Below are 24,064 nucleotides of genomic sequence, written 5' to 3' on the forward strand. Positions count from 1 at the left end.
GTCCCCCAGATTCTAATTATGGCAAAGATAAAACTTACTAAAGGCGAATTAAAAAGGCAGCGTGATGCCTTAAAGCAGTTTGAGCGTTATCTTCCTACTCTGCAATTAAAAAAACAACAACTACAGCTTGAAATACTTCAACAAGGTTTAATTCTTGAGGAAAGAAAACAATTAATTTCTAAAAAAAAGCAGGCAATTGACTTTTGGATTGGTTTGCTTAGCGATGAAGCGGTTAATCTTAAGCCCTTCTTGTTGCCGCATAAAATAATTACTCATCCTAAAAATATAGCGGGAACGGATATTTTTGTTTTTGACCAAATAGAATTTACCGCGGCAGAGTACGATTTATTTACCATGCCTTTATGGGTTGACGCAGCTATTGATGCGTTTAGGGCAATTATTGTTTTGAAGGAAGAAATTATGGTGATTGAGCAGGGTATAGCTATATTGCGCCAGGAGTTGCGTATTACTACCCAAAGAGTAAATCTTTTTGAGAAGGTAAAGATTCCGGAAGCAGAAGAAAATATCCGTTTAATTAAAATTTATATCGGTGATCAGATGGCTAATGCAGTTGGCCGGTGTAAAATTGCCAAAAGAAAGATCGAAGAACTGGCCTTGGCAGGAGGATTAGCTTGATTGTACCCATGAAAAAAGTAGTAGTGGTTGCTCAAGGCAAAGACAGCTTAAACGCCGTAAGCAGCTTACGTAGGCTTGGGGTTTTGCATGTCGAGCATCAGCAGCCTCCCAAAGGTAAAGATGTCGACTCTCTGCTTGAGACAATCGCTTTGTTTAACCAGGCATTAAGTGTTCTGTTGGGAATAAAAACTGACCCACAACATATTTTTGTTGAGAAAGAAGTAACTGACGGGCAAAAAGTTAGCCGGCACATTATTGAGTTATATAAACATAAGGAACAATTAGCAGAATATTTCCGCACCATTTCTATACGCATTAAGCAATATGAAGAATGGGGTGATTTTGATCCGCAAGGCTTTACGGATTTAGCTAAACATAATATCTTTGCGGCACTTTTTCAGATACCACTTAAACAGCTTGATTCTCTTCCCGAGGATATTGTAATTAATAAGCTTTCTGTTAAAGGAGGGGTTGCTAATTGTATTCTCCTGCGTACGCGCCCAATAGATATTGGAATTAAAGAAATCCCTTTGCCTCAGATGAGCTTATCCCAAATGCTCAAACGACGAGAAGATGATAGCCAGAGTATCCGTGACATAGAGCAGCAGTTGACGGATCAACTTAGTTATGTAGTTTCTTTAAACAAAATTAAATCTGCCTTACAAAAAGAACTGGAGTTTCAGGAGACGCTAAGTGGTATGGGCCAGGCAGAGACGCTAACTTATATTAGCGGTTATATTCCTTCTGATAGCACAGAAAAATTGATTTTCTTGGCGCATCAGGAGCAATGGGCATTGGCAATAACCGAGCCTTACGAAACAGACACTGTTCCGACATTAATTCGTAATCCGCGCTGGATCTCAGTAGTTAGCCCGGTTTTTAAGTTTTTGGAAGTTTTTCCAGAATATCATGAGTGGGATATTAGCCCGGTTTTTATTTTCTTTTTTGGCCTTTTCTTCGGTATGCTTATTGGTGATGCCGGCTATGGTGCTGTTTATATGCTTTTGACTTTCTTGGTGCATAGAAAAATAGGCTCAAAAGTCAAAGATAAAACCATTTTTTTTCTCTTTTATTTATTGAGTTTATGCGCTATTATATGGGGGCTGTTAACCGGAACGTTCTTTGGACAGGAGTGGTTCTTAAAAATTGGGTATAAGCCTCTTGTACCTGCCTTAAATAATCCCAGCACTATCCAGGCGTTTTGTTTTTTTGTAGGAGCATTGCACCTTAGTGTTGCCCATATCTGGCGGGCGGTAATTAAACTGCCTTCTGTGGCGGCTCTTGCTGATGTTGGCTGGATTGGCGTGATTTGGTCTGTATTCTTTCTGGCAAAGATGCTTATTTTGGGAATACCCTTGCCTTCTTTTTGTACGTGGTTAATTGTATCCGGGATAAGCCTGGTGGTTTTATTTAATAATCCCCAGAAGAATATTCTTAAAATATTCAACATTGATTTAATTACGTTGGCTTTAAGCTTGATAAGTAGTTTCGGCGAAGTGGTTTCTTATATCCGTCTTTTTGCAGTAGGGCTGGCAGGAGTGGCTATCGCCGACACTTTTAACTCTATGGCCGCTGGTATTGGTTTTGGAAGTGTAGCTGCTTTATTAACAAGTGTTTTTGTTATTATGCTTGGTCATATTTTATGCCTTGCTTTAGGCCCCCTATCAGTTTTAGTGCATGGGATAAGGCTTAATGTTTTGGAATTCTCCAGTCATGCTAATATTTCGTGGAGTGGCATGGCGTATAAGCCATTAAGGGAGTAAAACATGGGGACACGGTTCTCTTTTTTAAGAGAACCGTGTCCTAGATTTCGGAGGATGATATGGAGCAAGGATTAATGATGCAGTTTAAAGATTTGGGAGCGATTTTAGTATTGGCATTTTCGGCGTTTGGCTCTGCTATGGGTACTGGTATTGCTGGAATGAGCGCTATTGGAGCATGGAAGAAGAATTATTCGCAGAATAAACCAGCTTCTTTTATGTTGGTAGCTTTTACTGCTGCTCCCCTGACGCAGACTGTGTACGGAATGATTGTTATGAATAAAATGCTGGAAATTGTTACGGCTAAAGGCTTATATCTTTGGAGCGTGGGAGCGTTTGCCGGTTTGGCAATCGGGTTATCGGCTTTTTTTCAAGGTAAATGCGCCGCTTGCGCCTGCGACGCCATGGGCGAAACCGGTAAAGGATTTGTTAATTATATCGTCGTTTTAGGCATGACTGAAACCGTCGCTCTCTTTGTGATGGCTTTCTGCATGACGCTCTTAGGTAAGTTTTAAGAGAGGGGCGATTAGCTTGAGTTTCAGCCGTAGGCTGATCCGCCTTCGGCGGAGGTTAGTTGTATTTGCTGTGAACATATTCATAAATTAATTTGGGCGATTAGCTCAGTTGGTTAGAGCATCTGCTTTACACGCAGAGGGTCAGGGGTTCAAGTCCTCTATCGCCCACCATTTAAAAACTTGTTGCAAATAATAAGGTTTTAGGCTAGAATTTAGCCTCTTATGTTTGGGGTCGTAGCTTAGCCTGGTTTAAAGCGCCTCCCTGTCACGGAGGAGATCGCGAGTCCGAATCTCGTCGGCCCCGCCAGTAAAATTAAGCGCCGTAAATTACTTACGGCGCTTTTTATTACATCGCTTGAGTTTTTTCTGTCCCGATGATATTATAGCTTAAGTTGTTAACAAGGTAGGGGATACTTAAGTATCCCCTACGGTTGTGGATAATTATTAGAATTAGGAAATGTTAAAAAAGCCCGGTTTTGTCTTAATCTTAACCCTCAGTTTCAATTCTTTGGTTTACAGCTACGAATTACTTAACACCGATCAGCTAGCGTTGTCATTAGATAACTACCTGCGTACGGATCTGGTAAGTTTTAAAAACGTAGTAGATTTGGATAGTCATAATAAGGATGATTATACCCTCTATTTGGGCATAGATTATAGCTTTGCTTTCAGTGGAGATTTTAAAGAGTCAGGAAATAAATTTTATCTTAAACTTGAGCGTAACGGGCCTTATGATTACAGCGCGCCGCTTTTTATCCACAATACACTGATTAATTCCGGTGGGAGAGTTGAAAAATACCGCAACACAGAATTGCTTCCGCAAGTTGAGGAATTTTGGCTTGATTCCAAACTCGCTGATATTTTTGGGGTTAAGGCAGGATTGTATATTTATGAAGTAGGAAATGGTTTTTCCCTTAACGGCAATTATGAAAATTACGGGGTTACTTTATATCAACAGACGCAAAATATCTTTTGGCGGCTTTATTACTGCCGCCCGGATTTAGTTTATAAAAATCGTTTAGGCCCGCCGATTGAGCAAGAAAAAGAGCAGGGCCAGAAATATGAACCTAATGCCGCTAATTTTTTTGCCACTGATGTAAAGATAGTTGCCGGTAAACAGACTTTTTGGCCGTATCTTGGGATGTTGGCTGATTATACTTCTAATGGTAAAAGGGACAGTCTTTATGCAGCTAGCGTAAATCGAGATTTATTGGGGACATTTGGTACTGCCTGGGAATATAAGGATGAAGATTTTACTTTGAAATTGGAAGCAGCGCATAATTTCGGCTATGCTCATAGTCAAGATAGTGCTTATAAAGATATTGCGCATACCGGTTACATGTTTTATTCAGGGCTTGATTATACTTTAGGAAAATTTATTCCGGAGTTGCAATTTTTATTTTGTTCCGGGAATAAAGCCACTCCGCAGGACGCAGAAAACGGTGAAACTAAATATGCCGGAGGGAAAAACCGTGCTTTTAGCTATTCTTCTCCCACAAACCTTAATTTAAGTGATACAATAAGCAGTAGCAATGTGAATATGCTTCCGATTGTGGCTATGGGCGGAGGATATGGTTTAAATTACGGAGTACCGCGCCCAAAAACATTTTCTTCCGGAGATTTTGAAAATTTGATTATGCCATCAGTTGGTTTTGATTATAATTTTACTGAGAAACTCTGTGTAAGTTTATACGGGTATTATTTAAGGGCATTCAATAGGCCGGTGGGAACTTTAAACGGGCAGGGAAAATATCTTTCCCGGGATTTAGGGGCTGAGGCGGATTTATTTGTCGATTATAAAGTAAACACGCATATGACAGTTGGTTTTTTAGGTGGTTATTTTATCCCGGGGGCCTTTTACAAAGAAAGGCGTGATGATGTAGATGGCAGTTTATTTAGTCCTTTTGTACGCGGGGATGGACACGTAAATAATGCTTATCAAATTGAATGTTATGCGGAGTTAAAATTTTAAATCAAGGGGACGGTTCTCTTTTTTTAAGAGAACCGTCCCCTTGATTCTAAACAGGAGAAGAATATGGCAACCATTGATGATTTTAGAAAATTAGAATTAAGAATAGCGCAGATAAAAGAGGTTAATGATCATCCTAATGCGGATAAATTATTAATTTTGACGTTAGATTTAGGGGATAGGCAAAAGCAGGTGGTTGCCGGTATAAAAGCTTTTTACGTTAAAGAGGATCTTATAGGTAAGCAAGTGGTTTTAGTGGATAATTTGGATCCTGTGATTTTGCGCGGAGTAGAAAGCCAGGGAATGATCCTGGCAGGTTCAGATGATTGCACTTTGGCAGTGGTTAGCCCGGATAAGAAACTAAAACTTGGGAGTATTGTAAAGTGATGAAACAATTTGTCCCCCAGGAGTTTTGCCTTAAATGTAAGGGTTGTTGTAGGTTTAAAGATGCAGATTCTGTGTGGAGCCCTTGCCTTTTGGATGAAGAGATCCAGGATTTACTGGATAAGAAAGGTATTCCTGCGGCCTCGATTTCGATTAAACGCCGTCTGCAGCTTATCGCTAATCCTGAAGGCCCGGATTTTATCTGCCCGTTTTTAAGTAGCCCGGACAATAAATGTAAAATTTACGCTACGCGGCCATTTGAATGCCAGCTGTACCCATTTTTAATTAATCTACGTAAAGGCAAGGTACTGCTTACAGTTGATTTAAATTGCCCCTATGCATATGAGAAGATAAATAACCAAGAAGCTAAAGATTATATTATTTACCTAACCACCTATCTTAATTCTCCAAAAATCATCAAGATGTTAAAAGATAACCCGCAGATTATTCAGGCCTATGAAGAGGTGCGGGAGATTACCGAATTAAACTTGCCGCATGAAACTAAATAAATTAGCCTTAAAAGACAAAAAAATATTTTATAAATATCTTGCTTTAGAGTCCCACGAGTTATCAGCGTATTCTTTTGCAAATATTTATATCTGGAGAGCCCTCTATGATATTAAATGGGCGGCAATTGAGGGCAGCCTCTGTGTATTTTTTAGCGACAAAATCGGTTGTTTTATGTATCTTGCGCCACTGGCAAAAGAAAAGCAGCCTCAAGTTTTAAGGCAGGCATTTGCCGTGATGGATAAGATTAATCAAAATAAGGATATCTCAAGGATTGAAAACATTGAGCAGAGAGATTTAGAATATTATCGGGCCCTAGGGTATCTTTGCCATGAAAAATATCCGGATTATCTTTGCCTGCGCGACGATTTAGCGCATCTAGCGGGGAATAAATTTAAATCCCAACGTGCTTCTTATAATTATTTCATTAAACATCATGATTTTGATTTTAGTAGAATGAAGTTAATTGATAAAAAAGACTGTTTGAATTTATTTAATCTTTGGCTAAAAGAACGCAGTAGGCAATCTAATGATGACATTTATTGTGGGATGCTTGAGGATAATCGTAAGGTAATCAAGGGTACTTTTGCCGAATATAAACACCTGGATTTAGAGGGTATAGTGGTAAGAGTTGAGGGGAAGATCAAGGGGTTTAGCTTCGGCTATCGATTAAACCGGCAAACATTTTGCATACTTTATGAAATAACCGATCTTTCGGTAAAAGGCCTGGCGCAGTTTATTTTCCGCCAATTCTGCCAGGAATTGAAAAGCTATAAATATATCAATATTATGGATGATTCGGGCCTAGAGAACTTGCGTAAAGTAAAACTTTCTTATAAACCCGTACGTTTAATTCCAGCTTATATTGTTACTAGAGATGCCTGAGCATATTGACGATGTAGAACTTACTATATTCGACACTGAAACTACTGGTCTCTACTCTGATTCGGGAGACCGTATAGTTGAATTGGCTGCTTTACGAGTCAAGGGTAAGGAGAGGATAGCTGTATTTGATATGCTGCTTAATCCTATGCGCGAGATTTCTCCGGGAGCCTTTGCCGTAAATAAGATTACTCCTGAGATGCTAAAAGATGCTCCAGGTGCGCAGGTAGTCATTCCCAGCTTCTTAGATTTTATTAGCGGCAGCTGCCTTTGTTCATATAACGCGGAATTTGATTTAAGTTTTATAAATAATGAGCTTAAATTATTAAGTTGCCCGTCAATTAATAATATAGTTGTCTTCGATGTGCTTACTATGGCTAAGAAGCTTATGCCGCGTCTTTCGCGTTATGCGCTTTGGTTTGTGGCCAAGGAATTGGGAGTGCAAACAACACAAAAGCATCGGGCATTTTCCGATGTGGAGATGACCTGGGAGGTTTTTACCAAGCTTAAAACTATCTGTGGGCAAAAAGGTATCACAAATTTTACTGATTTTTCCAATCTGTTTGCTTTTCAGCCTAAAGCTTGAAAACAAGGGACCGTTTCTATTTTTTGTTTAAACAAAAAATAGAAACGGTCCCTGGATTTGCCTGGATTTGGCACATTCACATTGCATTAACTACCATTTGTTATAAAATATAAACCGTGATATTTAGTTTAAAAAAGAGGGAAGATGCTATTTAAAAATAAGACAAATCCTGCTGTAGAGCAGCGCAAGTATCTGCGATTGGATACGGTTTTTCCAGTGCAGTTTCGCCTGGAAGAATTGGATGGGGCTATCCCTTTGTCTGGCTGGTTGCAGGGATTTACCAATAATATAAGCCGCGGCGGCATCTGCCTTTTTATAAACAATATCGATCAGGAACTGTTTAAACTGATTAAGGAGAAAAAATGTAAATTATCTTTAGAGATCGATATCCCTATAAGCAAAAAACCAATTTCCGCCCAAACCAGTATCGTCTGGGTCCAAGAGGCTCATGAAGGTAACCGTAAATACATGGTAGGTTTAAACTACGATCATATACCTGTAAGTCAAAATAACATGCTAATGCGTTATAGTTGGTTTAGGAAACTTTTTGTTCCGCTATCTTTATCGATAGTTGCGCTCCTTATTTTAATCTTAAGTATTAATAGTTATTTAAATTTTACCTTAACTTGCAGTAATAAGCTGTTAGTGGAAAAGCTTGCTAGCGTATTAAAAGATTCAGGTTTGGCTAAACAAAAAATAGAAAAGATTATTGCCCAGCGGCAGGATTTGCAAGTAAATCTTAGGTCTTTAGAAGAACGTATTAAATCTCTTGGGTCGCAAAAAACCCAGATAGAAACAATTAACCCGGATCGGATTAAACAGCTTAATGAATCAGTTGCCGTCTTAACCGTAGAGAAGCTTGCTTTAGAAGCCAAATTAACCGAAGCTTTGCATACTGAAAATTTTGCGGTTAAAGAATTATCTAAGTTAGACGAAAAGAAAGTGCAACTCCAGAAGGCCATACTCGATAAGATGTATCAGTGGCTTAAGGTGCATCAGAATAATCGTACCGGGCTGGTATCAAGTTTTGAAGGAGATCAGGATATCGCTAACTGGTCATTTACTTATGATTTGGCTTTGCTTATACAGGCCTATACGTACTTTGAAGATTTCGACCGTGCAAAAAAGATTTTAGATTTTTTTGCTCATGATGCCAAAAGAGAAAACGGCTGGTTTCTTAATGCCTACTATTCCGATGATGGCGGCCCCGCAGAATTTATAATGCATAGCGGGCCTAATCTGTGGGTGGGGATTGCCATTATGCAGTATATGCAAAAAAGCAAGGATAGAAGTTATCTAGATTTAGCCCAAAGTATTGCCTATCCGATTATTAGCCTGCAGAATGCAGACACAGATGGTGGTATCCGCGGCGGCCCGAATGTAGAATGGTATTCAACAGAACATAATCTTGATGCTTATGCATTTTTTAATATGTTAGCCAAGGTTACCGGAAAGAAAGTATATACACAGGCAGCGCTTAAGGCGATTAACTGGCTACTTGCGCACACTTACGACCGGCCGGATTTACCGGTTAAGCGCGGCAAAGGAGATTCTACTATTGCCACAGATACCTATGCCTGGTCGATTGCTGCCATCGGGCCGCAAAAATTGCAGGAGTTGGGCATGAACCCGGATAAGATTATGGAGTTCGTAGAAGAGAATTGCGGCGTAGAAGCTGGCTTTCTGAAACCAGGCGGAGAGAACGTAACAATAAAAGGATTTGATTTTGCTCCGCAGCTGCACCTAGCCAGGGGATGCATAGTTTCATCGGAGTGGACCGCCCAGATGGTTGTCTCTTATAAAATCATGGAGGATTTTTATTCTAAAGGCGCTGATCAAGCCAAAGCGGCTATTTATAGAGAAAAAGCGCAGATGTATCTGAACGAGCTGGGGAATATGGTTATCTCTAGTGCTTCTCCTTCAGGCCAAGGACAAGGGTGTCTACCTTATGCTACCCAGGACCATGTTGATACCGGGCATGGGTGGATGACTCCTAAAGGCAGCCATACAGGTTCGGTGTCGGGGACAGTCTATGCTCTTTTTGCCTACTATGGCTTTAATCCTTTAGAACTTAAAGAATGAAACAGAAGTTAAACCGTATATTCAGCCGGCTTAATTTAGCCTTTGGAGCGCAGCATTGGTGGCCTGCCGATACTGCTTTTGAAGTAATCGTCGGAGCGATTCTTACTCAGAACACCAATTGGTCTAATGTTGAAAAAGCAATCGCAGCTCTTAAAGAAAAAAAATTATTAAATCCTCAGAAGCTTTACCGGCTTAGGCCAAAGGAACTTGCTGTTTTGATTAAAAGCACTGGCTATTATAATATTAAGGCGGTTAGGCTCAGAAGCTTTTTAAAATTTTTCTTTGATACCTACGCGGCAAAAATTAAATCTATGGCCAAACAGGATTTAATTACTTTACGCAAGCAATTATTTGAGGTAAATGGTATTGGGCCTGAAACAGCCGATTCCATATTACTTTATGCTTTAAATAAACCGATATTTGTTGTTGATGCCTATACCAGAAGGATACTTTTGCGGCACGGGTTAATTAAAGAAGAAGATGATTATTCCCAAGTACAGGATATTTTTATGCGCAATCTTAAAGTAGATACAAAACTATTTAATGAATATCACGCTCTTTTAGTAAAATTAGCCAAGGATTACTGCCATAAGCAGAATCCTAAATGTGAAATTTGCCCGCTACATGGTCAATAAAAAACGCCTGAAAAAAACTATTCAAAAACTAATCTCTCTGGATTCCCAGAATCCTCCTGGAGATGAAAGCAAAATTGCTGATTTTGTAGTTGCGTATTTAAAGGTTCTAGGTTTAAAAGTAAAAACATATTCATTTAAAGATAAAAGAGTAAATGTTTTGGCAATTCTTGAAGGAAAAAATAGTACAAAATCACTTTTAGTTACCCCGCACTTAGACACAGTTCCTGCAGGCAATAGCTGGAAGAGTAACCCATTTTGCGCAAAGATCGTCGGGGATAAAATTTATGGTTTAGGCACAACGGACTGTAAAGGTAATCTTGCTTCTTTGCTTGAGGCGATTAGTTCCATAGTCGAGGACAAAGTAGCCATTGATTATAATTTAATTTTCGCTGCAACTGCTGATGAAGAAAGCGGTTCGGCTCTAGGTTTAATTCCACTGCTTAAGCGTGATATTTTAAAAGCAGATGCAGCAGTTGTGCTGGATGCGGATGATTTTGAGATCGTAATTACACAAAAAGGGCTGATGCATCTTAAGGTGTATATTAAGGGAAAGAAAGCCCACGGGGCTTATCCTTGGTTGGGGGTAAATGCCATAGATATAGCAGCTAAAATTATAGTCGATCTTAAAAAACAACATAAGAAGTTTCCTAAAAATAAATATTTAAGGTTTCCTACGATAAATGTTGGTACAATAAAAGGAGGAGATAAAGTAAATGTAGTTAGCGACTGGTGTGAGTTCGAACTTGATTTCAGGTTTCTCCCGGGTTCCTCTGCTAAAGAACTATTAAATAATTTAAAAAAAACCCTTACTAAATATACTAAGAATTTCAAAATCGAAATTCAGGGAATTCAAAATCCCTATTATATCGATATGCACCATCCTTTGGTAAGCGGTTTAGTTTCAGCGATGAAAGACTTAGATATTAAGCCGCGTATAAGCGGTTCGGAAGGGGCAACGGTAATAACTTTTTTTAAAGAAAAAAACATTCCGGCAATTGCCACTGGATTTGGCACAGAAGGTTGTGCGCATATTGCCGATGAGTATGCCTATTTGAATAATTTATATAATGGCGCAAAAGTTTTGGTACAATTTCTTAAAAATTATAAATTTAGTTAACCAAAAATATGACACCTAGCGTTAATTGGTATTGCGCGGGTGTTCCCTTCTGGGAAGGAGAAAAAAATGGAACCATTGATTATTTCTAAAAAACCCCGTCTTAAAAAACCTTATCTGATTGTTGCCTGGCCGGGTATGGGGGAGGTAGCATTTAAGGCGGCCAATTTTTTGATTGAAGAGTTAAAGGCAGTGGAATTTGCCAGTATCTCCCCGGAAGAATTTTTTTATTTAACCGCAAGCGTGATCTCCGGCGGAGTTTTAGATGTTCCTGCGCTTGCCCAGGGGAAGTTTTATTATTGGAAAAATCCTGCTGCAAAGCAGAGGACATCTTTAAAGGGCGACCTGATTATTTTTTTAAGTAACGCCCAACCGGATTTATCCAAGGCGGATAGTTACTGTAAGATAATTATCGGCTTGGCCAAAAGTTTAGGCGTAGAAACAGTTGTAAGTTTTGCATCTATGCCTCAGGCAACTGACCATACGCAAGATTCCCATCTTTGGTTTGCGGCTACCGACCAAAAAACGAAAGAAAGTTTAAAGAAATATAATTTTAGCCCATTGGAAGACGGACAAATCAGCGGAATGAACGGGTTATTTTTAGGTATAGCCAAAAAAGCAGGATTAAAAGGTTTCTGTTTGCTTGGAGATATTCCTCTTTATACTATTCAGATTGAGAATCCTAAGGCTTCGGCCGCAGTGCTCGAGGGCTTAGGGAAAATCTTAGATATACAGATAAATTTAGAGCTACTAAAAAAACAGGCTCAAGCGATGGAGAACGAAATCAATAAGCTGCTTGATTATCTAAACTTAGGTTCTTCCGGCCAATCCGCGCCAATAGGAGAGGATGAGGTAGAGTTAATCAAAAAAACTTTGAGCCAGCTTACTAAATTACCAGTTTCCGTAAAAGAAAAGATTGAGAAGCTTTTTGAGGAAAGCCGCCTGGATATTACCAAAGCAAATGAGTTAAAGGCCGAATTAGATAAGTGGAATGTTTACAAGGAATATGAAGATAAATTTCTGGACCTTTTCAGAAAAAATCTTGATAAGGGGAATTAATTAATAAATACCGACAACAAAGCTATTTTTTAAGATATAAATTTACATTTGTCATTCTGAGGAGCGAAGCGACGAAGAATCCCCGTAGTATAAGATTCTTCGCTACGCTCAGAATGACGCAATTTAGATAGCAATGAATGGATAATAACTCGTAATGAGGATGAGGAATTAAAAATGGCGGGCCAAATAAAAGTTGTTTTATTCGATTTAGGCAGAGTATTGGTAGATTTTGATCATAAGCGGGCTGCAGAAAGAATCTCTTTCTTCTGTACTAAAAGCCCCCAAGAAATATATAATCTTTTTTTTGAGTCAGAGGCAACGATTGCCTTTGAAGCGGGAAAGATTTCCCCGGAAAATTTCTATCTTCGGGTTAAAGAGATGCTGGATTTGAAACTTAGTTATGAATCATTTATTCCGATATGGAATGATATATTTTATTTAAGCCCCAAGAATCGTTCAATTTTCAAGCTGGTAAACTCTTTGCGCGCAAGGTATAAAACAGCCCTGCTTTCCAATATAAATGCCCTGCACTATGAATATGTAAAGAAAAATTTTCCAGTGTTCGGGGTTTTTGATGAAATTTTTCTATCTTTTGAGCTGGGGTTAATTAAGCCTGATAAGGAAATTTATAATTCGGTTGTCCGTAAACTCAAAGTTAACCCGCAGGAAATATTTTATACCGATGATAGAGCTGATTTAGTGGAGAGCGCCAAAGCTCTAGGGTTAAGGGGGTCTGTTTTCACAAACCTTGAGCAATTAGTTAACGATATTCAAGCTGCGGGAATAGTTTTTATCGACGATAAAAATAAAAATTCAAATCCTTATTTTTAAATAGAATTTACTTGACAACACCGAAATATTGTGGTAAAAAAATAACATAGATACAATATTTTGCATAATTTTTCGGAGGTTTACAAACTAAGTTGGAAAAAATTGGATGATTCTTAAGAGGCTCATGAAAAACGAAACCAAACATGAGCCTTTTTTATTATGAAAACCGTCGGATTAACCTACGATTTAAAAACCGATTATAAATTTAAAGAAGGTGACCCGCTTGATGCCAATGCGGAGTTTGACTCTTCTTCGACAATCAATGTCATTGCCGATGCTATAGCCGCTAACGGTTTCAAAGTAAAAAAGATAGGCAATGCCAATAATTTATTAGAGAAGATTGATAATCTCGGAGTGGATATTGTTTTTAATATCTCCGAGGGCCTAACCGGAAGAAACCGCGAATCCCAGGTTCCTATTTTACTTGAAATGGCCGCGATCCCTTTTGTAGGGGCAGATGCTTTAACCTTAGGGCTTACTCTGGATAAGGTTATGGCCAAAAAGATTTTTATTGCGGAAAAAATACCCACCCCTAGATTCTTCGAAGTAAGTTCTGCGGATGCCTTGATTGACCAGGACCATTGTAAATTTCCCCTGATTGTAAAACCACGCTTTGAAGGTTCTTCAAAAGGTTTAAGCGAAAGTTCTCGCGTAGAGAATACCGAAGAGCTTGAAAAACAGGTTGATTTTATTACTAAAACCTACAAGCAGCCAGCTCTTGTGGAGGAGTTTATTTCAGGGCAGGAGTTTACGGTAGCCATTGTCGGCAATAAAGAGCCTGAAGTTATGCCTGTGGTACAGATAAAGATAGACGGAAAATTAAAATTAAATGATAAATTTTATACTTTTGCGCGGATTACCTCCGATAGGTTAGAGTATATTTGCCCGGCAAAGATTTCGGCTGAGTTAAAGAAAAAATTAAATGATTTAGCTCTCAAGGTCTATCGTTCTGTAGAGTGTAGAGATTTTGGTAGGGTGGATTTTCGGGTGGATAATGAAGGTAATCCATATGTATTGGAGATAAATCCCCTACCGTCCTTGTCTACTGAAGATGTTTTTATGCTTATTGCTAAAGATATCGGGATTACTTATGAACAGATGATTGGTAAAATTTTAAATAGCGCTCTCATAAGAAATGGGTTAAGCTAAATGAAAGTTGCCCTGACCTATAACTTAAAAAAGAAAGATCCTTTAAAGCCGGCAGACTATTTTTCTGAGTGCGATTCTGCAGAGACGATTAATTGTGTTATTTCGGCGCTCAAAACCAAAGGTCATTCTGTCGAGGCCATTGACGTAGAGTACCCGGCGCTGTTTTCATATTTTAGAAAAAATCGCGTAGATATGGTATTTAATATTGCCGAAGGAAAACATGGGCGTTTTCGTGAATCCGAAGTGCCAGCGGTGTTAGATTATTTAAACATACCTTATACTGGATCAGATACTTTTTCTTTAGCTTTGGCTTTGAATAAAACTTTGACCAAGAAAATACTTAAGGCAGAGAATATCCCCACTCCTAATTTTCAGCTTTTTATAAAGGGTGATGAATCGTTGGATGAACAGTTAAAGTTTCCATTGATTGTAAAACCTAATTGCGAAGGTTCGGCAAAAGGGATAAATAAGACTAATGTAGTTGAGAATAAAGAGGATCTTTTTAAGAAGATTAAGGAATGTATAGAGGTGTATCAACAGGAGGCTTTGGTTGAGGAATTTATCGAAGGCAAAGAGTTAACCGTCGGTATTTTGGAGAACGGTAAAACAAGAGTGCTGCCGATTCTAGAGATCGATTTTGCTAATTGTAAAAAAAGCGGAGAGTATTTTTATTCCTGGAAAATGAAAGAATTTCAGGGAAATAGTGAATTGGGACTGGTTCCTGAATTTCATTGCCCGGCCCGCTTGGATAAGGATATTGAAGATAAAGTAAAAGATGTGGCCTTGCGCACGCACCGTGCAGTAGGCTGCCTGGATATTTCACGCACGGATATTCGTTTGGATAAATTTAATGTGCCTTATGTTTTGGAGATCAATCCACTGCCGGGGCTGGATCCTAAAGAATCTAATTTTCCCATGATGGCATATGCTGCCGGGATGAAATATGAAGATCTTATTGAGGCAATACTGATGAGCGCCTCAGAAAGGAAAAGGCTCAATTGAATAATCCGTTAGGTTTAGAAAACCAAAAAGTGCAAGTAGAAACGCCAGCTATTGTGCGGCCTCCGAAGCGCTCACGTGATTATCAGCAGATTTCTCTTTTTAAAGATGTTAATCCATTAGATTGGGAGGATTGGCATTGGCAGCTCAAACACAGGATTTGCGCCAAAGAAGAATTAAGCCAGATTATTAAGCTTACTCCCGAAGAAGAGAAGGGTCTTGATAAGGCTAAAGGTAGATTAGCCATGGCGATCACCCCCTATTGGGCAAGTTTAATTGATACTGATGATCCAAACTGCCCGATCAGAAGGCAGTCTGTTCCTGTTGGCGATGAGTTCTCTATCTCTCCGCATGAGATGGCTGATCCGTGCGCAGAAGACAGGGATTCTCCTGCCCCACATTTAGTGCATCGGTATCCGGATAGGGTTTTGTTGTTGGCTACGGAACATTGTGCAATGTATTGCCGTCATTGCACCCGCCGCCGGCTGGTGGGGGATCATGAAGAGAAGGATTCAAATCCGGAGACTAAATTTGACACAGCTTTAGAATATATTAAATCTAACCGTAAGATAAGGGATGTATTAATTTCCGGAGGAGACCCGCTTACATTAGAAGACGCAGCATTAGAATCTTTAATTTCCAAGATTCGTGCTATATCCCATGTCGAGTTGTTAAGGATAGGCACGCGTGTGCCGGTAACTCTACCACAGCGTATTACCGAAAACCTGGTAAATATGCTCAAAAAATATTCGCCTATTTGGATGAGTATTCATTTTAATCATCCTAAAGAAATTACCAAGCGCTGTAAGAATGCTTGTGATATGCTTGCTGAAAGCGGTATACCTTTAGGAAGCCAATCAGTGCTTCTTAAAGGTATTAATGATCGTCCGTTTATTATGAAACGGCTGGTGCATGATCTTTTGCAGATAAGGGTAAGGCCTTATTATATTTATCAGTGCGATCCGGTCAGGGGTACGCAGCATTTCCGCACTCCTGTGGCCAGCGGAATAAATATTATCGAGAAATTACGCGGACATACCTCAGGTTATGCGGTTCCGACCTATGTTATCGACGGACCGGGCGGCGGAGGGAAGATCCCTGTTGGGCCAAATTATATTCTTTCTCAGGCCAAAGGTAAATATGTACTGCGTAATTATAAGGGCAAGATTTACACCTACCTGGAATAATCTAAAAACAAAGGGGACGGTTCTATTTTTCCGTCACCTAATTTTATGATACTTATCCCAAAGTGTCATTGCGAGCGAGCGTAGCGAGCGAAGCAATCTAAATAAAAGATTGCTTCGTCGGGCTTCGCCCTCCTCGCAATGACACTTAGAAAATTTTGGGGAAACTCTACGAAAGAAGGTAACGAGTGAAAATAAGCGCATTTGCATTGCAACAAGTTGTTTTAGGCAAACATAACGTCAAAAATGATAAACTTGATCAGGCAGATAAGTTAGTCAAGGCCAAGAAAAAAACCTATCCTCAGGTGGAGCTAGCCGGTCAGGAGGCAGCCCAAGAAGCCGATGCGATAATTATCCCTAAAGACGCCAAAATGGATTTGATTCTTGGGGATCTGGATTTTGTGGAGACCCGCTTGAGCAAATCTCCGGAGGAAAAAGAAAAAATAATTCTAAGCAGAATGAAAGCTGCTTTAGAAAAAGAGAATTTTATTTCTTCGATTGGTTTAACTGAGCAGGAAAAGGAAGTTATTTCCGGATATGGCTTATTTACGCTTAAACCGGTAGTGGTAATCACAGAAGAGGAATTGGTTGATATAAGTACTTTGTTGGCCCGTGTTTTAGCTGAGAGTGGGTTTATCAATTTTCTTACCGTTGGAGATAAAGAAAATCGCGCCTGGTTAATTAAGCAAGGTACTACTGCCTGGATGGCCGCAGGAGCAATTCATTCTGATATACAACAGGGTTTTATTCGCGCTGAAATCATAAGTTTTGCGGATTTTATTTCTTGTGGCGGAGAAACCGGCGCCAAACAGGCCGGCAAAATGCGTCTTGAGCAAAAAGAATATATTATGCAGGATGGGGATTTGGTTAATTTTAGGTTTAATAAGTAATTCTGTGTCATTACCAGGAGCGAAGCGACGAAGCAATCCTACTATTTAAGATTGCTTCGTCCGCCTTCGGCGGACTCGCAATGACACAACTCTCAAATGATTAAAATTAAAAGAGCGCTTATCAGCTTATCGGATAAAACCGGTATTGTAGAATTCGCTAAGGAGTTAAATAAACTTGGCGTAGAGATTATTTCATCTAGTGGCACGGCTAAGCTTTTGCGGGAAAATAATATTACCGTGACGGAAGTTTCTGCATATACGGGGTTTCCTGAAATACTCGACGGCAGAGTAAAAACACTGCATCCTAAAATTCATGCGGGGCTGCTTGCTAAGCGTGATAACCCTAAACATATGGAAATTTTAAATGAGCATAATATTGGGCTTATTGATATGGTCGTAGTTAATCTGTATCCTTTTGAAAAAACTATTCAGAAGCCAGATGTGAGCATTGAAGAGGCCATCGAAAATATAGATATCGGCGGGCCGGCCATGTTACGTTCAGCTGCAAAGAATTATCAGTCTGTAGCGGTGATCTCTAACCCCAATCGTTATCCACAGGTAATCGCCGACTTAAAAAAGAATAATGGTGCTCTTTCGCAAGATTTAATGCGCCAGCTAGGTATTGAAGTTTATGGGCATACCAGTAAGTATGATGCGGCAATTTATAATTATTTAAGTAATTATAATCAATTTCAAAAACAAGTATCAGTTTTTCCCGATGAGCTGGTTTTAAGTTTTGAAAAAATACAAGATTTACGTTATGGAGAAAATCCGCATCAAAAAGCGGCTTTTTATAAAGAAAAACCTAAATCTTACGGTTTGATTAATTTAAAGCAACTGCAAGGCAAGGGACTTTCTTTTAACAACATCCTGGATCTTAATTCTGCGGTTGAATTGCTTAAGGAATTTCAAGGGCCGGCCGCGGTTATCGTTAAACATAATAATCCCTGCGGTGTTTCGGTCGATAAGGAGCTAAGCAAAGCATTTTTAAACGCCTGGAATACAGATAAACTTTCGGCATTTGGCGGTATTGTGGCGTTAAACCGAAGATTAGATTTAAAAACCGCAAAGGTAATAATTAAAAGCGGTTTTCTAGAATGCATTATTGCTCCTGCTTTTGATAGGCAGGCGCTAGATTTATTTAAAGATAAGAAAAATTTACGCTTGCTTGAGTTAAAAGATCTAAGCCCGATTGATGAGCTGGAGTTTAAGCGCGTAAGCGGCGGCATGCTTTTACAGGGCAAGGACCTTTTAACTTTAAATGAAAATGGCCTTAAGGTAGTGACTAAGAAAAAACCAAGCAAGGCGCAGATACAAAGTTTAATTTTTGGATTTAAGGTTGCCAAGCATGTTAAATCTAATGCTATAGTTTTAACCTGTGGTTATAAAACTGTTGGAATTGGCGCAGGACAGATGTCCCGCGTGGATTCAGTAATGATTGCAAAAAATAAATCCGGTAAGCTCAGTAAAAACTGCTGTTTGGCTTCCGATGCATTTTTCCCTAAGCCGGATGCCATAACCTGGGCGCATAAAGCAGGGGCAAGGGCAATCATTCAGCCTGGTGGCTCTATTGCCGATAAAGAAATTATCGCTGCCTGCGATAAATATAAGATTGCCATGGTTACCACAGGCATAAGGCATTTTAAGCATTAGAAACGAAGGGGACGGTTCTGTTTTTACTCTATGTCATTCCCACGAAAGTGGGAATCTAAAATTAGATCCCCGCTTCCGCGGGGATGACAGAAAAATATAACCGCCCCCTGATTTATAAAAGATGACTTATGTTTTCTCCAGCCGAAGTTTTTAAATACCTGAATTCCTTCGTTAACTACGAAAAAAATACAAACTATTCTTATAAAGAAGCGTTGAAACTCAAGCGTGTAAAGGATTTTTTATCCTTAATAGGTAACCCCCAGGAATCTTTACGCGTGATTCATATCGCCGGGACAAAGGGTAAGGGGTCAACTTGCGCTTTTGTTGCCTATATTCTTAAACAAGCAGGTTTTCGTGTTGGTCTTTATACTTCTCCTCATCTGATTGATTTCCGGGAGAGGATTAGAATTTTGACTCCTGTAGGCGTGTCATTTCCAGGAGTGTTAGCGGCGAAGCAATCTAAGAAACGAGATTGCTTCGTCCGCCACCGAATCAATGTCGGGCTCGCAATGACACAAGGTATGATTCGTGATTTCGAGGGGATGATATCACAAAAGGAATTATCCGCCTTGGTTAGCGAATTAAAGCCAGTAATTAATAAATACAATCGCCAATCAAAATACGGAGCGCTTACTTTTTTTGAGGTTTACACGTCTTTAGCCTTTTTGTATTTTAAGCGCAGGAATGTTGATTTCGCTGTTTTAGAAACCGGCATGGGTGGCTCACTTGATGCCACTAATGCTGCGACTTCCTTGGTTTGCGGGATTACCCCGATTAGTTTTGAACATGTGCAGAAATTAGGCTCTACTATTACGCAAATTGCTGGTGAAAAAGCAGGGATTATAAAAAATAAAGGTGCGATTGTAATTTCTGCTCCCCAGGATAAAGAAGCTGCAAAAGTTATTAGCAATAGATGCAAAAGGTTTCAGGCTAAGCTTTATGAGGTGGGCAAGCAGATAAAATATTCTAAGAATAAAAATGGTTTTATGATTCATGGCCTGCGCAGAGACTATAAAGATCTGCGTCTGCGGCTCTTAGGTGATCATCAAATGGCCAATGCTTCTGTAGCTGTGGGTTTGGTTGAGGCTTTGAGATTTTACGGTTTTGATATCGGTAACCAAGTAATACGTTTGGGACTCAATAATACAATCTGGCCGGGTAGATGCGAGGTGTTAAGTGAGAATCCTTTGGTTGTTTTGGATGGGGCACAGAATTTGGCTTCGGCAGAAGCTTTGAAGTCAGCGATAAGAAAAAATTTTTCCGCTAGGGGAGGAAAATATAAAAAACTCATTCTGGTTTTAGGAATATCTGATGATAAAGACATCCTAGGAATTTGTAAAACACTTGGTCCTTTGGCTGATCAGATTATTCTTACTCGCGCAGCCACAACTCGCGCACTTGACCCTGTGCAATTATCCGGATATTTCAAAAGAAAAGTATATTTGACCCAAAGCGTAAAAGAGGCTAAACTCTTAGCTAAGAACTTAGCGCATAAAAGGGATTTAATTTTAGTAACCGGCTCATTATTTGTGGTTGGGGAGTATAGGGATGTTCAAAGATAATTTAGAAGACACAATTGCTGCAATTTCAACTGCCCAGGGCCAAGGAGGTATTGGTATTGTGCGCCTAAGTGGGCAGCGGGCCCTGTCTATTGCAAATAAGATTTTTATTCCTGCTGGCAAAGGTAAGGTTCTGGATTTTAACAGTTATACTATGCATTACGGTAAAATATGCGACGGCGCCAGATTTGTTGATGAGGCTATCCTTACGGTTATGCGTAAGCCTAAGTCTTATACGCGCCAGGATGTTGTCGAAATAAATTGCCATGGTGGAGTTTTGGCTCTACGTAAAGTCCTGGATTTGATTCTAAGCAACGGGGCAAGATTAGCTAGCCCCGGAGAGTTTACTAAGCGGGCTTTTTTAAATGGAAGAATCGATTTGGCTCAGGCAGAAGCAGTCATGGATATTATTCAGGCAAAAACTGATTCGGCGCTTAAAGTGAGCCTAGGGCAATTAAGCGGAGGCCTATCAAAGAAAATAAACAAAATCCGCAAGGATCTATTGGATGTTTTAGTTTCTCTGGAAGCAAGTATCGATTTTCCTGAGGAGGATATCCAGAAACATGATATGCCCGAGTTATCCAGAGCCCTTAAGGCTATCGATATTGAATTAAATAAATTATTAGATGAATCTTACTGCGGCAGAGTATTGCGTGAAGGTATTCACGTGGTTATTTGCGGTAAACCAAATGTGGGTAAATCTTCTCTTCTAAATGCCCTGCTTAAAAAAGAGCGTTCTATTGTGACTGCTGTTGCCGGCACAACGCGTGATACAATCGAGGAGATGCTTGATATAAAAGGTATACCGGTAAAAATTGTCGATACTGCAGGAATTCTCAAGCCCCGCGATCTAATTGAGAAAAAAGCTGTCTCTCGTTCAAGAGAGCATATTTTATTAGCTGATCTGATAATTATTTTATTTGACGCAAGCCACCGGCTTATTGAGCAGGACCGGAAATTAATCAGGGAAATAAAAAATAAAAATGTCATTGCGGTAATCAATAAAATTGACCTGAGTCAGCGTATCGAAAAAGATCAAATTAGCAAAGCATTTCCTAAAGTAGTTAAACTTTGCGCAAAGAATGCAAAAAATATCAGTTCCTTAGAGGATGCAATTAGCGAGTTTGTTTATAAAGGAAAAGTATTTACCCCGGAGTCAATGCTGGTAAGTAATTTAAGGCATATCCATGCGCTCAAAGACACCAGGAAACTTATCTCTGAGGCCAAGGTTGGTTTAAAAAATAAGCTGCCACTTGAATTCGTCGCGCAGAGCCTCAAGGATGCCTGTGTTTATTTAGATAGAATATTGGGTAAAAGTTTTTCAGAGGATCTTTTAGACAGGATTTTTACTGATTTTTGTATCGGCAAATAACATCTTACGGTTAAAACAAACTTTCTTTATTAGCGATAACTTTGGATATTTCTCTGCATAAGTTGGCCAGGGAAAACGGCTTGACGAAATAACCTACCGCGCCTAATTTGTAGGCCTTTTTTATATCAACTAAGTCGCCAAAACCGGAGATAATGATTATGGGAATGCCGTGGGTTTCCGGCTCGTTATTCAAAATCTCGCAGATTTCGAATCCTCCCAGATCCGGCATAAGCAGATCAAGCAATATAAGGTCGGGTTTGAATGATTTAATTGAACTTAAGACTTTTTTAGGCTCTTTGCAGGTTAGTACTTCAAAACCACATTCGGATAGGGAGTCGTTCAGAAGGGATAATATTTCTTCCTGGTCATCGACAACAAAAATCCGCTTTTTTGACATTTTGGTTTCTAGCAATAAAACTTTCGTTTATGACTATTCAACCTTTAATTAATAGTATAGTTATATTTAGGGCAATAGTCAAAGAAAAACTTATTGCAGAAAGATAGTTTTCATTAGATAATAGGTTCTCAACTTATTTATTAGAGGATATATGAATACGGAAAAGATCGAAAAAGCAGTGCGTCAGATTCTTGAAGCAATTGGCGAAAATCCAAAAAGGAAGGATCTTTTGGAGACACCACGCCGGGTTGCCCAAATGTATGAAGAGATATTTTCAGGTATCAAACAGGACCCGGAGAAAGAGCTGGAAGTTATTCTGGACCAGAAACACCATGAGATTATTCTTTTACGCGGCATACCATTGTATTCTGTCTGTGAACATCATCTCCTGCCTTTTCTTGGCAGGGCAAATATTGCGTATATCCCCAAGAACGGAAGAGTGACCGGGTTAAGTAAACTTGCCAGGGTAGTGGATATTTTAGCGCGCCGGCCACAAGTGCAGGAAAGATTAACTACGCAGATTGCTGAGATTGTAATGAGTAAGTTAAAACCGTTAGGAGTAATGGTGGTTATCGAGGCGGAGCATCTTTGTATGTCTATGCGCGGGGTAAGAAAACCCGGAACGATGACAGTAACTAGTGCAGTGCGCGGGATCTTTAAGGAGAATGAGAAGACTCGTTCTGAAGCGCTTGCTTTGATGCGGCAATAAGAAGAGGTAAACTATCAAGTAAGGCAACAGTTTGGTGTCATTGCGACCCTGAGCGAAGCGAAGGGGAAGCAATCTCTTTTAGATTGCTTCGTCGCTGTCGCTCCTCGCAATGACACAATAAGGGGGATTAGCTTTGAAAAAAATTGTGATTTTATTATTTCTTGCGTTTATTTTATCCGGCTGCGCTACTTATAAATTTCAGAAACCCGATTCTTCCCCTAGCTCTGGTTACGTGGTTAGTTACGATGATAAGCCTATTTTAGAATATACTGTTGGAAAAGAAAAATCCTTACCGGATTTAGCTTTGGCTAAAGAGCGTTTTAAGCGCCGCAGGTCTACGGTTGAATATTATTATATAAAAACAGGGCAAATAGAATCGCGCTTGAGAGAATTTTTCTGGGATCCGCCTTCGATGCTTGTGGATCTCTTTTGGGGGGTTTTGCGTTGGCCGTTTATTGCCGTGGCAGATTACAAATATAATCATGACCCTAAGTATAAAGAAAGATCGGACAAGCTTGACGAAGAAGCAGAGGCATTGGAAAAGTCCCGCATAAATAGTTTACAAGAAAAACTTGCTGCCTATATTGTTGAGGATTTGAGCAAAGAATCTTCTTCTCAGGGCGCTGCTGTAACTGCGCCTGTAGTGCCAAAACCGCAACCGCCAGCTTTGCCGCCTGTTCAACAACCTTTGCAACAGGCTCCGGTATTGCCGGCTGCTCAAGAAGGCGTAGCTAAAACAGGGACTTTGGAAGCTACTCAGGTAATTACGCCTAAGGCGGAGGCAGCACTTACGGCTGTACAAGCCACTTCACCAGTTACTGAGCCTGCGCCTGCAACACCCGCGGCGATGCCAGTAGAGATCAAGCCTGTTGAGCAAGCGCCGTTAATTAAACCGGCTCCAGAGCCTCCGGTTGCAGTAATTATTGCCAAGCCCATGAAGGGGTATTCGCCTCTTACGGTAAAATTTTCCGGGCAGAAATCATACTCTAAGTCGAGTAGAATCGTTTCTTATCTTTGGGACTTTGGCGATGGCGATACATCAACCAAAAAAAATCCTGAGAATACTTATTGGAGTACAACCTTTGGTGCTCGTAATTTTACTGTAACCCTTACGGTTAAGGATGTATCAGGCGCCACCTCCAGCTCCACCGCAACAATCGCAGTCTCCACCCCCTAAACCAAAAACCTAAAA

General features: G+C 39.8%; 22 protein-coding genes, 2 tRNA genes and 1 pseudogene. 24 read left to right on the forward strand and 1 reads right to left on the reverse strand.

The window, feature by feature from the left end; genetic code table 11:
* Window positions 1–18 precede the first annotated feature (18 nt).
* The 22 genes and pseudogenes from PHC29_02605 (at window position 19) to mnmE (ending at window position 21,766) form a co-directional block, all read left to right on the forward strand.
* Window positions 19–636 carry a V-type ATP synthase subunit D gene (locus PHC29_02605; GenBank protein MDD5108385.1) on the forward strand — a complete coding sequence of 206 codons (618 nt, stop codon included), beginning with the start codon at window positions 19–21 and terminating at the stop codon, window positions 634–636.
* Between the two features lie 8 nt (window positions 637–644).
* Window positions 645–2,399, forward strand: coding sequence for a hypothetical protein (locus PHC29_02610; protein MDD5108386.1), 1,755 nt, complete (start codon window positions 645–647; stop codon window positions 2,397–2,399).
* Between the two features lie 59 nt (window positions 2,400–2,458).
* Entirely contained in the window at window positions 2,459–2,911 is a 453-nt protein-coding gene (locus tag PHC29_02615; protein ID MDD5108387.1) for a V-type ATP synthase subunit K, read from the forward strand.
* Window positions 2,912–3,005: 94 nt separating this feature from the next.
* Window positions 3,006–3,082, forward strand: a tRNA-Val gene (locus PHC29_02620).
* Window positions 3,083–3,139: 57 nt separating this feature from the next.
* A tRNA-Asp gene (locus PHC29_02625) sits at window positions 3,140–3,218 on the forward strand.
* Window positions 3,219–3,368: 150 nt separating this feature from the next.
* Complete coding sequence (locus PHC29_02630) at window positions 3,369–4,883, forward strand: hypothetical protein (GenBank protein MDD5108388.1); 1,515 nt, start codon at window positions 3,369–3,371, stop codon at window positions 4,881–4,883.
* Window positions 4,884–4,940: 57 nt separating this feature from the next.
* Window positions 4,941–5,267, forward strand: a pseudogene (metG, locus tag PHC29_02635) (methionine--tRNA ligase subunit beta).
* On the forward strand, window positions 5,267–5,773 hold the full coding sequence (locus tag PHC29_02640; GenBank protein ID MDD5108389.1) for a YkgJ family cysteine cluster protein: 507 nt from the start codon (window positions 5,267–5,269) through the stop codon (window positions 5,771–5,773). The pseudogene metG and the gene PHC29_02640 overlap by 1 nt, the downstream one beginning before the upstream one ends.
* Window positions 5,760–6,656, forward strand: coding sequence for a phosphatidylglycerol lysyltransferase domain-containing protein (locus PHC29_02645; protein ID MDD5108390.1), 897 nt, complete (start codon window positions 5,760–5,762; stop codon window positions 6,654–6,656). The genes PHC29_02640 and PHC29_02645 overlap by 14 nt, the downstream gene beginning before the upstream one ends.
* Entirely contained in the window at window positions 6,649–7,239 is a 591-nt protein-coding gene (locus PHC29_02650) for a 3'-5' exonuclease (protein MDD5108391.1), read from the forward strand. Before PHC29_02645 ends, PHC29_02650 begins: the two co-directional genes overlap by 8 nt.
* Before the next feature lie 144 nt (window positions 7,240–7,383).
* On the forward strand, window positions 7,384–9,321 hold the full coding sequence (locus PHC29_02655) for a PilZ domain-containing protein (GenBank protein MDD5108392.1): 1,938 nt from the start codon (window positions 7,384–7,386) through the stop codon (window positions 9,319–9,321).
* Complete coding sequence (locus PHC29_02660) at window positions 9,318–9,956, forward strand: endonuclease III domain-containing protein (protein MDD5108393.1); 639 nt, start codon at window positions 9,318–9,320, stop codon at window positions 9,954–9,956. The genes PHC29_02655 and PHC29_02660 overlap by 4 nt, the downstream gene beginning before the upstream one ends.
* Window positions 9,928–11,073: a M20 family metallopeptidase gene (locus PHC29_02665; protein ID MDD5108394.1), complete on the forward strand. Its 1,146-nt coding sequence runs from the start codon at window positions 9,928–9,930 to the stop codon at window positions 11,071–11,073. Before PHC29_02660 ends, PHC29_02665 begins: the two co-directional genes overlap by 29 nt.
* A 66-nt stretch (window positions 11,074–11,139) precedes the next feature.
* Complete coding sequence (locus PHC29_02670; GenBank protein MDD5108395.1) at window positions 11,140–12,129, forward strand: PAC2 family protein; 990 nt, start codon at window positions 11,140–11,142, stop codon at window positions 12,127–12,129.
* 174 nt (window positions 12,130–12,303) lie between these two features.
* A complete protein-coding gene (locus tag PHC29_02675) occupies window positions 12,304–12,960 on the forward strand; it encodes an HAD family phosphatase (protein MDD5108396.1) in 657 nt (218 codons plus the stop codon).
* Window positions 12,961–13,119: 159 nt separating this feature from the next.
* Window positions 13,120–14,109 (forward strand): ATP-grasp domain-containing protein, encoded by a 990-nt coding sequence (locus tag PHC29_02680; protein MDD5108397.1) that lies wholly within the window; start codon window positions 13,120–13,122, stop codon window positions 14,107–14,109.
* Window positions 14,110–15,111: an ATP-grasp domain-containing protein gene (locus PHC29_02685; protein ID MDD5108398.1), complete on the forward strand. Its 1,002-nt coding sequence runs from the start codon at window positions 14,110–14,112 to the stop codon at window positions 15,109–15,111.
* Window positions 15,108–16,295: a lysine 2,3-aminomutase gene (gene ablA / locus PHC29_02690; protein MDD5108399.1), complete on the forward strand. Its 1,188-nt coding sequence runs from the start codon at window positions 15,108–15,110 to the stop codon at window positions 16,293–16,295. The genes PHC29_02685 and ablA overlap by 4 nt, the downstream gene beginning before the upstream one ends.
* Window positions 16,296–16,480: 185 nt before the next feature.
* Complete coding sequence (locus PHC29_02695) at window positions 16,481–17,182, forward strand: DUF933 domain-containing protein (GenBank protein ID MDD5108400.1); 702 nt, start codon at window positions 16,481–16,483, stop codon at window positions 17,180–17,182.
* Between the two features lie 96 nt (window positions 17,183–17,278).
* Complete coding sequence (purH, locus tag PHC29_02700; GenBank protein MDD5108401.1) at window positions 17,279–18,835, forward strand: bifunctional phosphoribosylaminoimidazolecarboxamide formyltransferase/IMP cyclohydrolase; 1,557 nt, start codon at window positions 17,279–17,281, stop codon at window positions 18,833–18,835.
* Window positions 18,836–18,963: 128 nt separating this feature from the next.
* Entirely contained in the window at window positions 18,964–20,397 is a 1,434-nt protein-coding gene (locus tag PHC29_02705) for a bifunctional folylpolyglutamate synthase/dihydrofolate synthase (protein ID MDD5108402.1), read from the forward strand.
* Window positions 20,384–21,766, forward strand: a complete 1,383-nt coding sequence (gene mnmE / locus PHC29_02710) for a tRNA uridine-5-carboxymethylaminomethyl(34) synthesis GTPase MnmE (protein ID MDD5108403.1) — start codon at window positions 20,384–20,386, stop codon at window positions 21,764–21,766. Before PHC29_02705 ends, mnmE begins: the two co-directional genes overlap by 14 nt.
* A gap of 10 nt (window positions 21,767–21,776) precedes the next feature.
* Here mnmE and PHC29_02715 read toward each other — a convergent pair whose 3' ends face one another.
* Window positions 21,777–22,163, reverse strand: a complete 387-nt coding sequence (locus PHC29_02715) for a response regulator (GenBank protein MDD5108404.1) — start codon at window positions 22,161–22,163, stop codon at window positions 21,777–21,779.
* Between the two features lie 151 nt (window positions 22,164–22,314).
* Between PHC29_02715 and folE the strand changes: the two genes are divergently transcribed.
* Both folE and PHC29_02725 read left to right on the forward strand, forming a co-directional pair.
* A complete protein-coding gene (gene folE / locus PHC29_02720) occupies window positions 22,315–22,872 on the forward strand; it encodes a GTP cyclohydrolase I FolE (protein ID MDD5108405.1) in 558 nt (185 codons plus the stop codon).
* A 133-nt stretch (window positions 22,873–23,005) separates the two neighbouring features.
* Window positions 23,006–24,049, forward strand: coding sequence for a PKD domain-containing protein (locus PHC29_02725; protein MDD5108406.1), 1,044 nt, complete (start codon window positions 23,006–23,008; stop codon window positions 24,047–24,049).
* Window positions 24,050–24,064 lie beyond the last annotated feature (15 nt).

The sequence above is a fragment of the Candidatus Omnitrophota bacterium genome (genome assembly GCA_028712255.1).
Lineage (GTDB): Bacteria > Omnitrophota > Gorgyraeia > Gygaellales > Profunditerraquicolaceae > UBA6249.

Bases quoted from the DNA above. Each gene is read 5' to 3' on its own strand.
- PHC29_02705 (MDD5108402.1), top strand. From the start codon at position 18,964: ATGTTTTCTCCAGCCGAAGTTTTTAAATACCTGAATTCCTTCGTTAAC.
- PHC29_02610 (MDD5108386.1), top strand. From the start codon at position 645: ATGAAAAAAGTAGTAGTGGTTGCTCAAGGCAAAGACAGCTTAAACGCC.
- PHC29_02655 (MDD5108392.1), top strand. From the start codon at position 7,384: ATGCTATTTAAAAATAAGACAAATCCTGCTGTAGAGCAGCGCAAGTAT.
- PHC29_02685 (MDD5108398.1), top strand. From the start codon at position 14,110: ATGAAAGTTGCCCTGACCTATAACTTAAAAAAGAAAGATCCTTTAAAG.
- PHC29_02640 (MDD5108389.1), top strand. From the start codon at position 5,267: ATGAAACAATTTGTCCCCCAGGAGTTTTGCCTTAAATGTAAGGGTTGT.
- PHC29_02605 (MDD5108385.1), top strand. From the start codon at position 19: ATGGCAAAGATAAAACTTACTAAAGGCGAATTAAAAAGGCAGCGTGAT.
- PHC29_02680 (MDD5108397.1), top strand. From the start codon at position 13,120: ATGAAAACCGTCGGATTAACCTACGATTTAAAAACCGATTATAAATTT.
- PHC29_02660 (MDD5108393.1), top strand. From the start codon at position 9,318: ATGAAACAGAAGTTAAACCGTATATTCAGCCGGCTTAATTTAGCCTTT.
- PHC29_02630 (MDD5108388.1), top strand. From the start codon at position 3,369: ATGTTAAAAAAGCCCGGTTTTGTCTTAATCTTAACCCTCAGTTTCAAT.
- mnmE (MDD5108403.1), top strand. From the start codon at position 20,384: ATGTTCAAAGATAATTTAGAAGACACAATTGCTGCAATTTCAACTGCC.
- PHC29_02715 (MDD5108404.1), bottom strand. From the start codon at position 22,163: ATGTCAAAAAAGCGGATTTTTGTTGTCGATGACCAGGAAGAAATATTA.
- purH (MDD5108401.1), top strand. From the start codon at position 17,279: ATGATTAAAATTAAAAGAGCGCTTATCAGCTTATCGGATAAAACCGGT.
- PHC29_02615 (MDD5108387.1), top strand. From the start codon at position 2,459: ATGGAGCAAGGATTAATGATGCAGTTTAAAGATTTGGGAGCGATTTTA.
- PHC29_02645 (MDD5108390.1), top strand. From the start codon at position 5,760: ATGAAACTAAATAAATTAGCCTTAAAAGACAAAAAAATATTTTATAAA.
- PHC29_02670 (MDD5108395.1), top strand. From the start codon at position 11,140: ATGGAACCATTGATTATTTCTAAAAAACCCCGTCTTAAAAAACCTTAT.
- PHC29_02675 (MDD5108396.1), top strand. From the start codon at position 12,304: ATGGCGGGCCAAATAAAAGTTGTTTTATTCGATTTAGGCAGAGTATTG.
- PHC29_02650 (MDD5108391.1), top strand. From the start codon at position 6,649: ATGCCTGAGCATATTGACGATGTAGAACTTACTATATTCGACACTGAA.
- folE (MDD5108405.1), top strand. From the start codon at position 22,315: ATGAATACGGAAAAGATCGAAAAAGCAGTGCGTCAGATTCTTGAAGCA.